12 protein-coding genes, 1 tRNA gene and 2 pseudogenes are annotated in these 14,834 nt (G+C 61.4%); 8 read left to right on the top strand and 7 right to left on the bottom strand.

Features of this window, described 5'->3' with window-relative positions:
• Positions 1–16: 16 nt before the first annotated feature.
• Positions 17–382, bottom strand: a pseudogene (locus I5W_RS16395) (ABC transporter substrate-binding protein); the annotation flags it as partial.
• Between the two features lie 318 nt (positions 383–700).
• Between I5W_RS16395 and ffh the strand changes: the two are divergent.
• The 3 genes from ffh (at position 701) to I5W_RS16375 (ending at position 3,716) form a co-directional block, all read left to right on the top strand.
• Positions 701–2,071 (top strand): signal recognition particle protein, encoded by a 1,371-nt coding sequence (gene ffh / locus I5W_RS16390; protein ID WP_017451974.1) that lies wholly within the window; start codon positions 701–703, stop codon positions 2,069–2,071.
• Between the two features lie 397 nt (positions 2,072–2,468).
• Entirely contained in the window at positions 2,469–2,957 is a 489-nt protein-coding gene (locus tag I5W_RS29965) for an SWIB/MDM2 domain-containing protein (protein WP_083893557.1), read from the top strand.
• 351 nt (positions 2,958–3,308) lie between these two features.
• On the top strand, positions 3,309–3,716 hold the full coding sequence (locus I5W_RS16375; RefSeq protein WP_017451971.1) for a hypothetical protein: 408 nt from the start codon (positions 3,309–3,311) through the stop codon (positions 3,714–3,716).
• Between the two features lie 106 nt (positions 3,717–3,822).
• Here the strand turns inward: I5W_RS16375 and I5W_RS16370 are convergent, their stop codons facing one another.
• Positions 3,823–5,550: a proline--tRNA ligase gene (locus I5W_RS16370; RefSeq protein WP_044530021.1), complete on the bottom strand. Its 1,728-nt coding sequence runs from the start codon at positions 5,548–5,550 to the stop codon at positions 3,823–3,825.
• Between the two features lie 227 nt (positions 5,551–5,777).
• On the opposite strand from I5W_RS16370, the gene I5W_RS16365 reads away from it, so the two are divergent.
• Together I5W_RS16365 and I5W_RS16360 are read left to right on the top strand one after the other, a co-directional pair.
• A complete protein-coding gene (locus I5W_RS16365) occupies positions 5,778–6,368 on the top strand; it encodes an RNA pyrophosphohydrolase (RefSeq protein ID WP_017451969.1) in 591 nt (196 codons plus the stop codon).
• A gap of 8 nt (positions 6,369–6,376) precedes the next feature.
• Positions 6,377–6,955, top strand: coding sequence for a CNP1-like family protein (locus I5W_RS16360; protein WP_044530024.1), 579 nt, complete (start codon positions 6,377–6,379; stop codon positions 6,953–6,955).
• A 99-nt stretch (positions 6,956–7,054) separates the two neighbouring features.
• Here I5W_RS16360 and proB read toward each other — a convergent pair whose 3' ends face one another.
• The 4 genes and pseudogenes from proB to rplU form a co-directional block, all read right to left on the bottom strand.
• Positions 7,055–8,173 carry a glutamate 5-kinase gene (gene proB / locus I5W_RS16355; RefSeq protein WP_044530020.1) on the bottom strand — a complete coding sequence of 373 codons (1,119 nt, stop codon included), beginning with the start codon at positions 8,171–8,173 and terminating at the stop codon, positions 7,055–7,057.
• Positions 8,174–8,291: 118 nt separating this feature from the next.
• Positions 8,292–9,401: pseudogene (gene obgE / locus I5W_RS16350) on the bottom strand (GTPase ObgE).
• A gap of 193 nt (positions 9,402–9,594) precedes the next feature.
• On the bottom strand, positions 9,595–9,852 hold the full coding sequence (gene rpmA / locus I5W_RS16345) for a 50S ribosomal protein L27 (RefSeq protein WP_013232410.1): 258 nt from the start codon (positions 9,850–9,852) through the stop codon (positions 9,595–9,597).
• Positions 9,853–9,900: 48 nt separating this feature from the next.
• Positions 9,901–10,212 (bottom strand): 50S ribosomal protein L21, encoded by a 312-nt coding sequence (rplU, locus tag I5W_RS16340; protein ID WP_006713215.1) that lies wholly within the window; start codon positions 10,210–10,212, stop codon positions 9,901–9,903.
• Between the two features lie 323 nt (positions 10,213–10,535).
• Here rplU and ispB point away from each other — a divergent pair, with 323 nt between their 5' ends.
• The 3 genes from ispB to I5W_RS16325 all read left to right on the top strand — a co-directional run bounded on the left by ispB (position 10,536) and on the right by I5W_RS16325 (position 13,170).
• Positions 10,536–11,486, top strand: coding sequence for an octaprenyl diphosphate synthase (gene ispB, locus I5W_RS16335; RefSeq protein WP_017451964.1), 951 nt, complete (start codon positions 10,536–10,538; stop codon positions 11,484–11,486).
• Between the two features lie 16 nt (positions 11,487–11,502).
• Positions 11,503–11,579 (top strand) — tRNA-Pro (locus I5W_RS16330).
• 514 nt (positions 11,580–12,093) lie between these two features.
• Positions 12,094–13,170: an acyltransferase family protein gene (locus I5W_RS16325; protein WP_044530019.1), complete on the top strand. Its 1,077-nt coding sequence runs from the start codon at positions 12,094–12,096 to the stop codon at positions 13,168–13,170.
• A 49-nt stretch (positions 13,171–13,219) separates the two neighbouring features.
• Here I5W_RS16325 and I5W_RS16320 read toward each other — a convergent pair whose 3' ends face one another.
• Positions 13,220–14,833: a CsgG/HfaB family protein gene (locus I5W_RS16320; protein WP_050010681.1), complete on the bottom strand. Its 1,614-nt coding sequence runs from the start codon at positions 14,831–14,833 to the stop codon at positions 13,220–13,222.
• Position 14,834 lies beyond the last annotated feature (1 nt).

Raw genomic sequence — 14,834 nt, 5'->3', positions numbered from 1 at the left:
CCCCTTCTTGCCTTCAGTCCTTGACCGACTTGATGCCGGAATCCTTGCCCGCCACCAGTCGCGCGCCGCCCTTGGCAAAGCCGGCCACCACATAGATCGGCGCACCGTTGGCGCGGCCCGAAATGGCCGCTTCGGAGGCGGTCGTACCCACATCCAGCTCGCCGGCCAGGATGCCCTGCATCACGTCCGGGCCCTTGGCGAAGACTTTTTCATCGACCTTGATGCCGCATTTGGGGGCGATCTCCTTGATATAGGACACCGCACCATAATGGGCGAACTTCAGGTTGCCCAGGCGGATCACGTCGTCGGCCGCATGGCTGGCCGCCGAGAAACCGGCGCTGGCCAGCAGGGCCAGGGCGATCCATTGTGTTGGTTTTTGCATTTCCACTCTCCTCTTGTGTGTATCGTTGTTGATACGGCGCGCCGGGACCAGCAGTGCAGGACCGGCAGTCTCGATGGCGTTGGCCCCTGCTGCGTGGCGAGGGCCTTGGTTGTTCTATGCGCTTGGAAATTCAGCGCCCATGTATACACAAAGAGCGCAGGCTGTACAAGCTGTTAATTTTACGTAGCGTCCCCATCTGCAGCCCACGCGCCGGCAGGGGCGCAGCAGGGCTGATCGGTTAAAATGCAGGATTGCCCGCCGCCGCGCCTACCCGGTTCGTCCCGACCTGCGGCCATCCACCTATTTGCAGATATCACCATGCTAGACAACCTGACCCAACGCCTCGCCAAAGTCGTCAAAACCATGCGCGGCGAGGCGCGACTGACCGAATCCAATACCGCCGAGATGCTGCGCGAAGTGCGCCTGGCCCTGCTGGAGGCCGACGTGGCCCTGCCCGCCGTGCGCGAATTCATCGCCAAGGTGAAGGAAAAAGCGATGGGCGAAGAGGTCATCGGCTCGCTCACCCCGGGTCAGGCGCTGGTCGGCGTGGTCCAGCGCGAACTGGCCAGCCTGATGGGGGCCGACCTCGGTGCTGAAGCCTCGCAACTGAACTTTGCTACCCAGCCGCCGGCCATCATCCTGATGGCGGGCCTGCAGGGCGCCGGTAAAACCACCACCGTCGGCAAGCTGGCCAAGTACCTGCGCGAGAACAAGAAAAAGAAGGTCTTGACCGTCTCCGCCGACGTCTACCGGCCGGCTGCCATCGGCCAGTTGCAGACCGTGACCGGCCAGGCCGGCGCTGACTTCTTCCCCAGCCAGCCCACCGACAAGCCAGTCGACATTGCCCTGGCCGCGCTGGATTACGCCAAGAAGCACCACCATGAAGTGCTGATCGTCGACACCGCCGGACGTCTGGGCATCGACCAGGCCATGATGGATGAAATCCGTGCCGTGCACGCCGCCATCAAGCCCATCGAAACCCTGTTCGTGGTCGACGCCATGCTGGGCCAGGACGCCATCAATACCGCCAAGGCCTTCAACGATGCCCTGCCGCTGACCGGCGTGGTCCTCACCAAGCTGGACGGCGACTCGCGTGGCGGTGCCGCGCTGTCGGTGCGCCACATCACCGGCAAGCCCATCAAGTTCGCTGGCGTCGCCGAAAAGCTCGATGGCCTGGAAGCCTTCGATCCCTCGCGCATGGCCAACCGTATCCTCGGCATGGGCGACATCCTGGCCCTGGTGGAAGAGGCGCGCAAGGGCGTGGACATGGAAGCCGCGCAGGACCTGGCGCACAAGATCAAGGGCGGCGGCAAGTTCGACCTCAATGACTTCAAGGCGCAACTCTCGCAGATGAAGAAAATGGGTGGGCTCACCAGCCTGCTGGACAAACTGCCGGCCCAGATGCAGGCCGCCGCCGGCAACGCCAACATGGACCAGGCCGAGAAACAGGTGCGCCGCATGGAAGGCATCATCAACTCCATGACCCCGCAGGAGCGCGCCAAGCCGGAACTGATCAAGGCCACCCGCAAGCGCCGCATCGCCGCTGGTGCCGGGGTGCAGGTGCAGGAAGTCAACCGCATGTTGTCGCAGTTCGAGCAGATGCAATCGATGATGAAGAAGCTCAAGGGCGGCGGCATGATGAAGATGATGCGCAGCATGAAGGGGATGCTGCCGGGTGGAATGCGCTGACCATCACCGGCCGCAAAGCCTTGCAGCAATTGACTTTGCGGCTGCATCCCCAGTCCCGGGCAGCGTTCCCCGCTGCCTGAAACCTCCCCTCCCCGCCTCGTTTTCCTCCTCTCTTTCGCAGTCTTTCGACGTCCTCCTTCGAGGTGCAAAAGCATGTCCTTCTTGCATCGTCTGCATGAGTTCTCCGCGGCCCTGCAAGCAGCCCTTTCCCGAGCCTGGTCGATCCGCCGCGATCCCTTTACCGGCGCGGCTTGACGGCGGATCGCTGCGACTCGTTGTTTCCGCGCGCTTTGGCCTGGAAATCCTCTAAAAAATACTTGCGTGGCCGTGCAAAGAGCACCACTATTAGCGGTGCGTAAATGACGCATTCATCTCATTCTTGTGAGGAGTCTTTCCGATGGCCACAGCAAAAAAAGCAGCAGCCGCAGTAAAGAAGCCAGCAGCAAAACCCGCCGCCAAGGCCGCCGCCAAACCGGCAGCAAAGCCAGCAGCTAAAGCGGCAGCCAAACCGGCAAGCAAAGCCGCCGCCCCCAAGGCTGCAGCCAAACCCGCCGCCAAGCCCGCAGCAAAGGCAGCTCCGAAGGCAGCACCCAAGAAAGGCGCAGCAAAACCCGCCGCCAAGCCCGCTGCAAAACGTACTCCCAACGCCGCCTTCATGAAGCCGCTGACCCCATCGGCTGCCCTGGGCGAAGTGGTCGGCACCAAGCCGCTGCCGCGCACCGAGGTGACCAAGAAGGTGTGGGAATACATCAAGAAGCACAAGCTGCAGAACGCCGAAAACAAGCGCAACATCGATGCCGATGACAAGCTCAAGGCAATCTTCGGCGGCAAGAAGCAAGTCACGATGTTCGAAATGACCAAGCTGATCTCGGCTCACCTGAGCTGATCGACGCCCGCGGTTTGCAAGCGACTTGCAAACAAAAACGCCCGCAGATACCTTGCGGGCGTTTTTGTTTCCGGATGTTTCAGGAGCTCGTGCGCGCGTTGCCGCTGCGCCGCTCTTTTCCGCTTGTCTGACGCCTCTTGCAGCAGTTCGCTGATGGCAGGCCGGTCGGGAGCCGCCTACCATGGCGGTTTTGCGCGGTGCAATGCGGCCCGCAATACCTTGTAACAAGCTTCCCAGTTCATATTGCTGCTCATAGAACAGAATAAAAGAACTGAAAAACAGAAAACAGGTCTACCCTGTGCCATTCACAGATGAGCTTGGAAGCTCATGACCAAGAGAAAGGAAATGACCATGCCAAACCAAACCGCCTCCGTGCGTCACCAACTGCTGCGCTCTGCCTGCGCCCTCGTGATCGGACTGGCCGCCCTGGGTGCCGCCTCGCACGTGTTCGCTGCCGGCAAGAACGGCAATTCGGAATACCAGCAACAGATCGCCGCCTGCAAGAGCGGCAGCTCCACTGAGGATCGCGCCACCTGCCTGCGTGAAGCCGGTGCCGCCCAACAAGCCGCCGCCCGTGGCACCCTGACCGATCCGAGCCCGGCGCAACTGAAGGAAAACGCCCTGCGTCGCTGCGAAGGCCTGCCGCAATCGGACCGCATCGATTGCGAAAAGCGCGTCAATGGCCAGGGCCGGGTGGACGGCAGCGTGGCTGAAGGCGGTATCTTCCGCGAGACCGTGACCATCGTCCCGGCCAAATAAGTAAGACATAAGCGGACCAGCACCGAGCCACGCCTGCCAAGGCGCGGCCCAAAAACAAAGGCGGACGCCACGGCGCCCGCCTTTTTCATGCCTGTCTCTGCAATCCTCAGGCAGCCAGCTTGCCCTTGATGAAGGCCAGCGCCTCAGCCAGCGCTACCTGGGTGGCCTCGGTATCACGGCGGCCCTGGTATTCGATATTGCCATCCTTGAGGCCACGGTCACCCACCACGATGCGATGCGGCACGCCGATCAGTTCCCAATCGGCGAACATCGCGCCCGGGCGCTCGCCACGGTCGTCCAGCACCACGTCCACGCCGGCTTCGGTCAGTTGCGCATAGAGCTTGTCGATCTCGGTCTTGACCGCTTCGCTGCGATCGTAGCCCATCGGGCAGAGCACCACTTCGAAGGGCGCAATCGAGGTCGGCCAGATGATGCCGCGGTCATCGAAGTTCTGCTCGATGGCCGCGCCCAGGATACGGGTCACGCCAATGCCATAGCAGCCCATCACCAGCGGCTGCGGCTTGCCGGCTTCGTCCAGGTAGGTGGCCTTCATGGCTTCCGAATACGTGGTGCCGAGCTGGAACACGTGGCCCACTTCGATGCCGCGCTGGATCGCCAGCACACCCTTGCCATCCGGCGAGGCATCGCCTTCGACCACGTTGCGGATATCGGCCACCTGCGGCTCAGGCAGGTCACGGCCCCAGTTGGCGCCGGTGTAGTGGAAATCGGCTTCATTGGCACCGCAGACGAAGTCGGCCATATTGGCCACCGTGCGGTCAGCCACCACCTTGACCGGCTTCTTGGTACCGATCGGCCCCAGGTAGCCGGGAGGCGTGCCGAACCATTCGACGATCTCGGCTTCGCTGGCGAAGCGATAGGTCGCCAGACCCGGGATCTTGCTGGCCTTCACTTCGTTCAATTCGTGGTCGCCCCGCAAGAGCAGCAGCCAGATTTCCTTCTTGGCCGGATCTTCATTGTCCACCGCCAGCACGATCGACTTGACCGTGCGCGTCAACGGCAGGCCCAGCAGCTCGGCCACGGCTTCGCACTTGGATTTGGCCGGCGTGGCGGTCTTTTCCAGCGCCTGGGTGGCGGCACCACGGCTGCTGTCGGCGGGCAGTGCTTCGGCCGCTTCCATGTTGGCGGCGTAATCCGAAGTCGGGCAATAGACCAGCGCGTCTTCGCCAGTGGCGGCAATGACGTGGAATTCGTGCGAACCGGAACCGCCGATGGCGCCGTTGTCGGCGGCCACGGCGCGGAATTCCAGGCCGAAGCGGGTGAAGATGCGCACATAGGCGTCATACATGGCCTGGTAGGACTTCTTCAAGCCATCGACGTCGCGGTCGAAGGAGTAGGCATCCTTCATCGTGAATTCGCGACCGCGCATCAAGCCGAAACGCGGACGGCGTTCGTCGCGGAACTTGGTCTGGATGTGATAGAAGTTGACCGGCAATTGCTTATAGCTGCGCAGCTCGGAACGGGCAACGTCGGTGACCACTTCTTCCGAAGTCGGCTGGATGGCGAAGTCGCGGCCATGGCGATCCTTCACGCGCATCAACTCGGCGCCCATCTTGTTCCAGCGCCCGGTTTCCTGCCACAGCTCGGCCGGCTGCACCACCGGCATCAACAGCTCGACGGCGCCGGCGCGGTTCATTTCCTCGCGCACGATGGCTTCGACCTTGCGGATCACGCGCAGCCCCATCGGCATGTAGGTATAGATGCCGGCGCCCAGACGCTTGATCATGCCGGCGCGCATCATGAGCTTGTGGCTCACGATTTCAGCGTCGGAAGGGGCTTCTTTCAGGGTGGAAATAAAAAAACGTGAGGCGCGCATGACGGTCGGTTCTTTTTAAAAAGAGGAGGGTTATAATCATTCCAATTTTAAAGGATTAGCTGGCTGATGCGCCCTTTCTTTGCAGATTTGCTCCCAGTTTCAATGACATCCGTGCATCGATGTGATTGCTCCTGACCCGTCTGGCGTACCGGTTTTTCCGTGTATGCCCGCAGTCGCATGAGCCTGCCTGAAAGGGACTTCCAGCCGCAGAAAGTTTGAGGATCACCATGCTGGATCGAGAAGGCTTCCGCCCGAACGTCGGCATCATCCTGCTCAACGCCAACAACGAGGTGTGGTGGGGCAAGCGCGTGCGCGAGCACTCCTGGCAATTCCCGCAAGGCGGCATCAAGCACGGCGAGACCCCCGAACAGGCGATGTTCCGGGAACTGGAAGAAGAGATCGGCCTGCGTGCCGAGCACGTGAAGATCATCGGCCGCACCCGTGATTGGCTGCGCTACGAAGTCCCCGATCATTTCATCAAGCGCGAAGTGCGCGGCCATTACCGCGGCCAGAAGCAGATCTGGTTCCTGCTGCGCATGGTCGGGCGCGATTGCGACGTCAACCTGCGCGGCACCTCGCATCCCGAGTTCGACGCCTGGCGCTGGCACGACTACTGGGTGCCGCTGGACGTGGTGATCGAATTCAAGCGCGAGGTCTATCAGCAAGCCTTGCAGGAATTGTCGCGCTTCCTGAACCGCCCCGGCCACGCAGCCCGCCGCCCCGAGCAAGCCGGCCGCGTCCTTGCTCCCCACAAGAAACCGGGCCAGGCACCGCAATGCCAGCCCAGCAACGGCGCGCCCACGCCCGAATCCAAGTGAACCAGCCCATGCCCTCTTTCCCGCAGATCGCCGCACCCACTTCCCTGTTCACCCCGCGCATCCTGCGCCGTGCCGTTCTGGCCTGCGCACTGCTGGCCGCTTGCGCCGGTGCGCTGGCGCAAAGCTTCGATGAAGACTTCGACGATGAAGACAAGCCCTGGCAGGAAATCGCCGTGCAACTGCCGCCCACACCGCAGCAGCAGAACCTGGCCGAGTTCTACCTCAGCCCGAATGCCACCATGAAGGCCTATATCGACCTCAACTCCGTCTCCATCGGCACCGACAAGGTAGTGCGCTACACCGTGGAGACCAAGACCGAAGGCGGCGCCGTCAACGTGATGTACGAAGGAATGCGCTGCGAGACCTGGGAAAAGAAGACCTATGCCTTCGGCCACCCCGATGGCACCTGGTCGCGCTCGCGCCGCGACAAGTGGCAACCGATCCGCGATATCGGCGTCAATCGCATCGATGGCGCCCTGTTCAAGGATTATTTCTGCGAAGGCAAGATGATTGCCGACAATGAAAACGTGAAGAGCATCATCAATCGTCTCAAGACCCAGACCCGCATCGATCCGGTGCGCCGCTGATGGCAAGCGGGGCAAGCAATAAAAAACGCGGCCAGGCCGCGTTTTTTATTTGAATCATCGATATCGTTTATATTCTTTATATCGTTTTGATGATTTGATTCACAGCAACACCAGGTTGTCCCGATGCACCAGTTCCGGCTCTTCCACGAAGCCCAGGATGGCCTGGATCTCGGAAGAAGGATGGCGAATGATGCGGCGCGCATCCGAACTGTTGTAGTTGCTCATGCCGCGCGCAATGGCGCGTCCAGCCGCATCCACGCAGGTAATCACGTCCCCGCGGCCGAATTCGCCGGCCACTTCCACCACGCCGATGGGCAGCAGCGACTTGCCTTCCTGACTCAGTTTCTGCACCGCCCCGGCATCCAGCACCACGCGACCGGCGGTCTTGAGATGATCGGCCATCCACTGCTTGCGCGCAGTCAGTTGCGCGGTCTCGGCATTGAGCTGGGTACCGATGGTCTCGCCGGCCGCCAGGCGCGTCAAGACCTGGTCTTCACGGCCCCAGGCGATCACCGTATGGGCGCCGGACGTAGCGGCCCGCTTGGCCGCCAGGATCTTGGTCAACATGCCGCCACGGCCGATGCCGGTGCCGGTGCCGCCCGCGATCAACTCCAGCGAGGGGTCGCCAGCGCGTGCTTCGGCAATGAGAGTGGCATGGGGATCCTTGCGCGGATCGGCGGTAAACAAGCCCGGCTGGTCGGTCAGGATGATGAGCGCATCGGCTTCGATCAGGTTGGCTACCAAGGCGCCAAGCGTATCGTTGTCACCGAACTTGATTTCATCGGTGACCACCGTGTCGTTCTCGTTGATGACCGGCACCACGCCCAGTTGCAGCAGGGCAAACAGGGTGGAGCGGGCATTGAGGTAGCGTTCGCGGTCGGCCAGGTCGGCGTGGGTCAGCAAGACCTGGGCGGTGTGCAGCTCATGCTTGCGGAAACTGGTTTCGTAGATCTGCGCCAAGCCCATCTGGCCCACGGCGGCGCAGGCCTGGAGGTGATGAATGCCGGTGGGGCGCTTGTCGAAGCCCAGGCGCTGCATCCCTTCGGCGACCGCGCCGGAGCTGACCAGCACCACTTCCTTGCCGAGCGCGCGCAGTTGCGCGATCTGCTCAGCCCAGCGGGCGATGGCATTGGCGTCCAGGCCCTTGCCATCGTTGGTGACCAGGGAAGAGCCCACCTTGATGATGAGCCGCTTGGCGCGTTGAATGACCGATTGCATAGTGTTCCGGGTTCTGATTCTTCTGGGAGCGACGGAAAATCCGACAGGCAGAGATGATAGCCCGAACCGCCCCCGCGCGCACCCTGCCCGAGACAAGGTCGCACGCGTGAACTCACACTCAGTCCAGGACCTTGAAGCGCGGATCGTCCGGGTCGATGCTGGAGATGGCGCGGGCTTCCTCGGTCATCTGCGTCTCTTCCGAGCGATGCTCTTCGGCGCGCTTGGTTTCCAGATACTTGTAGATCTCGTTGATGAGATCTTCACAGCCATCGCGATTCAGTGCCGAGATCTCGAACACCGGCCCCTTCCAACCGAAGCGCTTGACGAAATCCTTCACCCGCTTGGCGCGCTCGGGCCTCGGCACCACGTCCAGCTTTGTTCAACACCAGCCAGCGCGGCTTGTCGAACAGCGACTGGTCGTATTTCTTCATTCCTTGACGATGGCCTTGGCTTCCTTGACCGGATCGACTTCGTCATTGAAAGGAGCCAGATCGACGATGTGCAGCAGCAGACCGGTGCGCTGCAGGTGGCGCAGGAACTGCACCCCCAGGCCGGCACCATCGGCCGCACCTTCGATCAGGCCAGGAATGTCGGCGATCACGAAGCTCTTCTCGTGGCTCACACGCACCACGCCCAGGTTGGGATGCAGCGTGGTGAAGGGATAGTCGGCAATCTTCGGGCGGGCGTTGGACACCGCCGTGATGAAGGTCGATTTGCCCGCATTGGGCATCCCCAACAGGCCCACATCGGCCAGCACCTTCAGTTCCAGGCGCAGTTCGCGGCGCTCGCCTTCCTTGCCCTCGGTCTTCTGACGCGGAGCGCGGTTGGTGGAAGTCTTGAAGTGGATGTTGCCCCAGCCGCCCTCGCCGCCCTTGGCCAGCATCACGGTCTGGCCGTGGAAGGTCAGGTCGGCGATGTGCTCGCCGGTATTGATATCCACGATCAGCGTGCCCACCGGCATCCGCAGGTAGACGTCGTCGGCGCCCTTGCCGTAGCAATCCGAGCCACGGCCGTTCTCGCCGCGACCGGCGCGGTGCAGCTTGGCGTAGCGATAGTCGATCAGGGTGTTGACGTTACGGTCGGCCACGGCCCAGATGGTGCCGCCCTTGCCGCCGTCGCCGCCGTCGGGACCGCCGAAGGGGCGGAATTTCTCGCGGCAGAAGCTGGCGACACCGTTGCCGCCATCCCCCGCCACGACTTCAATGCGTGCTTCGTCGATGAATTTCATGATATGGACGCCTCGTGGGAGCCGCTAACAAAACGTCGATCCATCCTGGACCTGGTGAGGACCAACCCCTGCATTGCATAGGAAGCAGAGGCTCGGCGCTTTGTTGACGGCTCTTCAAAAAACCAAAAAGGCTCCACCATCGGCAGAGCCTTTTTATGCCTGGTTTCCGGGCGAACCCGGATGACAGGAACGCTTACGCCGGAACGACGGTTGCGTATTGACGCTGTTGCAGACCCTTGACAACGAACTTGACCTTGCCGTCCTTCAGGGCGAACAGGGTGTGGTCCTTGCCGACGCCGACGTTTTCGCCAGCGTGCACGCGGGTGCCGCGTTGACGGACGATGATGCCGCCAGCATTGATCACTTGGCCGCCATAAACCTTGACGCCCAGGCGTTTCGATTCTGAGTCACGGCCGTTGCGCGTAGTGCCGCCGCCTTTTTTGTGTGCCATTTAAAACTCCTTGATGACTTTGGATGAGCAGTTCGTTTGGTTCAACGCTTAGGCGTTGATCGAGACGATTTGCAGTTCGGTGTAGTTCTGACGATGGCCTTGACGCTTTTGGTAGTGCTTGCGACGACGCATCTTGAAGATGCGGACCTTGTCATGGCGACCTTGTGCTACCACAGTAGCCAGCACCGTAGCACCTGCGACCAGCGGCGCACCGAACTTCACGGTTTCGCCTGCGCCCACTGCGAGCACTTGATCCAAAGTGATTTCGGAGCCAATGTCAGCCGGTATCTGTTCTACTTTGAGTTTTTCGCCAGCAGCAACTTTGTATTGTTTGCCGCCGGTTTTTATGACCGCGTACATGTGAAACCTCACGAATGATTAATAAGAACGATTTTCCCCTGCCGAAACAGGAAAACCCCCAATTATACATGCACTTAGCAACACGGTCAAAAGACTTGACACTTTGCCGGGCCTCTGCACAACACAGTTTCCGGCAGGACAATGAGAAGCCCCTTATCGGAATGGCAAGCCGGATTTTCATCCCGACAATGAAAAACCTGCCCGTTCCAGCCACAGGCTCTTTGGCGTGCCCCCTGCTTGTCATCGTATAATCCGGGGAATAACCATTTCCCACAGGTTCCGTCTTGTCTGCCGCCGTACAAAACGCTTCGCAACAAACCATCATGCAACCGATCGTCGCCGACATGGAGGCGGTCAACGCAGTCATCCGTCGGCAACTGTACTCGGAGGTGCCGCTGGTCAACCAGGTCGCCGAATACATCATCAGTGCCGGCGGCAAGCGCCTGCGCCCGGTGCTGGTGGTGCTCATCGCCAATGCCTTCGGCTACAAGGGCGAGCACCATCACTCGCTGGCGGCCGTGATCGAATTCATTCATACCGCCACCCTGCTGCATGACGATGTGGTCGACGAATCCTCGTTGCGCCGCGGCAAGCAGACTGCCAATGCCATGTTCGGCAATGCCGCCTCGGTGCTGGTGGGCGACTTCCTGTATTCGCGCGCCTTCCAGATGATGGTGGCCGTCGGCCAGCCGCGCGTGATGGAAATCGTGGCCGATGCCACCAACGTCATCGCCGAGGGCGAAGTGCTGCAGTTGCTCAATATGCACAACCCGGATGTGGATGAAGCCGGCTACCTGCAGGTGATCCGCTCCAAGACCGCCAAGCTGTTCGAGGCCGCCAGCCAGATCGGCGCCTTGATCGCCGGCGCCGACGAAGCCGGCATCGAAGCCGCCGGTGAATATGGCCGCTCCATCGGCACCGCCTTCCAGTTGATCGACGACGTGCTGGATTATTCCGGCAACAGTGCCGAGATCGGCAAGAACGTCGGCGACGACCTGCGCGAAGGCAAACCCACGCTGCCGCTGATCTGGCTGATGCAGCACGGCACCCCGCAGCAGCGCGAACTGGTGCGCACCTGCATCGAAAATGGTGATGAACAGCATTTCGACGAAGTGCTCTCGGCCATCACCCATTCAGGCGCCCTGGCCTATACCCGCGAACAGGCAGAAATTGCTGCGCGACGCGCGGCGGACGCAATTATTTCACTTCCTGATAGCCAATTCAAAAAATCCCTGTTAGAATTATCGGCTTTCGCAGTAGATCGAAATCACTGACTTAGATCTCACTCGACGGGGTGTAGCTTAGCCTGGTAGAGCGCTACGTTCGGGACGTAGAGGCCGGAGGTTCGAATCCTCTCACCCCGACCAGAATTACCTTGTAGACCAAGGACAAGAAAGCCCAGCAGCGATGCTGGGCTTTTTTTATTGCCTAATCAATTATTCACCATCCCCCTCAAAAGCAGGCCGCTTTACTACTGTAGAAGAAGAATTCTTCATTTCGACAGCCCCGCACCCTATGCCGCCCCCCCCTTCTGCATCACCTTGCGCCAAGCCGCGCAAATTCCCCAAACCGTCGCTATTCACAGACACAAGTCGCCCAAGGTCCGCCATCGAGGACATTAAGCCGATAAAGACTGCGATTACTGACATGAAACGGGAAGAAGCCGCTTGTGGTAAGCCTCAGTAGCACAATAGAATAGCGCGGCATTCGATTCAATTTTGTTAAGAATCTGGGCCATGGCATCAAGCTGCGCGCAAACCCCTCAGCATCAGTCAGCATTCTTGTTGCGCAGCAACAAAACATCGATCCCTACGGATCCCGGCCCCGGTTCTCCCGCCCCTATGTCCGCGTATCAATCGGAACCAGTACAGGAGTTGCTGCATGAGTATTCCCGTCACAGTCGGCAGCACCGCGGGTGCTGCGCGCTTCTCCGGCTATCGGCCCTGGCTTGATGGCGTCAGAGCGGTCGCCATTCTGCTGGTGCTGCTGGAGCATACGAATCTGTTCAAGCAGTACAACCTCGGTGGGGTCGGGGTCGGCATCTTCTTTGCCTTGTCCGGCTATCTGATCACCGGTCTGCTCTGGGATGAGTTCGCGCGCGAAGGTCGGCTGGCACTGCTGCCTTTCTACATCCGGCGCTTCGCCCGGCTGGCGCCGGCCTTGCTGCTGGTGGCGCTGATCGCGGGGCTGGCCTTCGTGCTGGAAGGGCAGCGGCGCGCCGCTTTCAATGCCATCTTCGCCGTCACCTACACGACCAACTATGCCGCCATCTTCAGTGGTCACCACCTGGCGGGCTTCGGGCATACGTGGTCGCTGGCGGTGGAAGAACACTTCTACCTGATCTGGCCGCCGCTGATGTTGCTCCTGATGCGACGCATACCGGCAGCCAGCTTCGTCAAGGCGGTGCTGGCCATTGCCGTGATGGTGCTGTGCTGGCGCGCTTTCTTGTTCGGGGTCTTTGGCGAGCAGGTCAGGCTGATGCTCTATGCCGGCAGTATCGAACGACTCGATTCCCTGCTCTATGGCTGTGCGGCCGCCGTGGCGGTCAGACAAGGCTGGCGTCCGGGTAACGGTGCGATGGCAGCGGGCGTGGTGGCGCTGGCGGTGAGCGTGCTCTGGATTGCGCCGTTGAGCAGCGTATTGGGCCCCACCCTGATCGGCGCTGGTGGCGCCTTGTTCATTGCGGCGATCGATTGCGAGCGCCGGGCGGTGCTGCAGCAGGTACTGTCGACCAAACTGATGGTGCGCACCGGGATACTGTCCTATGGCATCTATCTGTGGCATATCCCGCTGCTGCAACTGAGCAGCAAGAATGGCGAAGGGAGCTTGCCCAGCATCCTGGCGGCCATGGCATTGGCGGTGATCCTGGCGCATTTGTCGTACCGCTATTGCGAAGTGCCGATACGTGACAGCGTGCGACAACGACTGGCGCAGAAGAAAGAACCGGCCTTGACCTGAAACGCCCGGCCCGGTGCGACCTACGCCGCACCGGACCAGGTTCACCGTCTTACCACTTGTCGTCCTTGGCCGGTGCGCTGGCCTTGACTGCCTCGGTGGCTGGCGCAGCCGCTGCCGGCTTGGTGCTCTTGGCCTTGGCCGGTGCGGATGCAGTCGCAGCCGGAGGGGAGGCAGCCTTACCTGCCGCCGCACTGGCCTCGACCGGCGCCGCCTTGGGCAGTTGCCCCCGCAGTTCGATGGCGCCGGCCACGAAGGGCTTGTCTCCCAGCTTGCCGCCCTCTTCCACGGTGCCATACGAGGTCTGCGCGGCAACGCGGTCAATGCGGATCGTGCCCACCGGCGTCTCCTTGCGGCCCAGCGAATTGCCGGTTTGCGGATCCTTGAGCTCCTCACCCAGATAGACCGCCTTCCAGCGCTGGCCCACTTGCAGTGCTTCGCCACCCTGACTCAACACCACCTGATCGCCCTCCAGCGACACCACCGACACCGGGAAGATCTCGGTCACGATGGCGCCACCGATCTGGCTGGACAATGCATCCATCAGCCCCGACGCCATGCTCTTGCCATCGATCACGCGTGGCATCGTGCTGGGGTCGGCGCTGGCCAGCTTGTGCTCGAAACTCTGCGACATCACGACCTGGCCGGTGGCCGCATTGACCAGACGCAGCGTGATGCGCCCGCCCCCCGAGTACGACACCAGCTCTCGATCGGACATGCGCAGCTTGCGCACCGACTTCGGATATTCGAAGCGCTCGATGGTCGGGATCAGCAACAGATCCGTAGCCAGCTGCTGGCCGATGCGCGCACTGTCCTGGGCACGCACGTTGCCACTGTTGATGTGATCGATCTCGGCTTGCAGGTCGGCACCAAATTCGCGATCCAGCACGATGAAGCGCTTGGTCTGGGTGAGGATGTCCGACAAGCGCCCACGCACGGCGCGCGCCACTTCGTCGGCCGGCACCTGGCTATCACCCACCGGATAGGTCTGCATCAGGGTCTTGGGCAAGACCACCACGATCTTGGGCTGCCCCTTTTCGTCGGGCGCCTTGTACTGGGCGATCTCGGCGCGCAGCTTGACCTTCCAGTAGCTGCGCATCTTCTTGTGACTCAGGTCGGACGAATAGGAGCTGGCACCCCGCTTGACGTCGACATTGGCCGATTCGCTGGAAGCGGACGAACCGGAATAGGAAGCGGAGGCACTGGCGCTGGCATCGCCGCCACGGGCACTGCCTTCGCCACTTGCCTTAAGCTTCACATTGCTTTCGGAAGAGGCCGATGCCGAGTAGCTGTAGCCGCCATCGCTGGCGCGAACCTTCGCTACCACCTCTTCATCGACCTTATCCACCTCTTCCTGGGACAGGATTTCGTAACCCAGCACGCTGCCCTGGGAACCGGCCACCATCTTCTGCTCGAAAGCATCGGCGCGGACCGCGCCTGCATTCTGGCCATCCACGCTCACATCCAGCCCCTGGCGCAGGCTTTGCAACTGGCTGGCGACCTTCACGCCATTGACCTGCGCCACTGCCGACTGCAAGGCCGAGACCACGGCCAGTTCCAGGGTGCTGCCAACGGCCTCGACCTCGCGGCTGACCTTGGTGACACCCCCGAAATCAGGCGCGCTGCGCTTGGGCTGCTGCGGCGCGGCCGCCACGGGCTCGGCCACT

Source organism: Herbaspirillum sp. B65, assembly GCF_000333555.1.
GTDB lineage: Bacteria > Pseudomonadota > Gammaproteobacteria > Burkholderiales > Burkholderiaceae_D > Herbaspirillum > Herbaspirillum rubrisubalbicans.
This window is presented reverse-complemented; position numbering and strand designations above follow the sequence as displayed.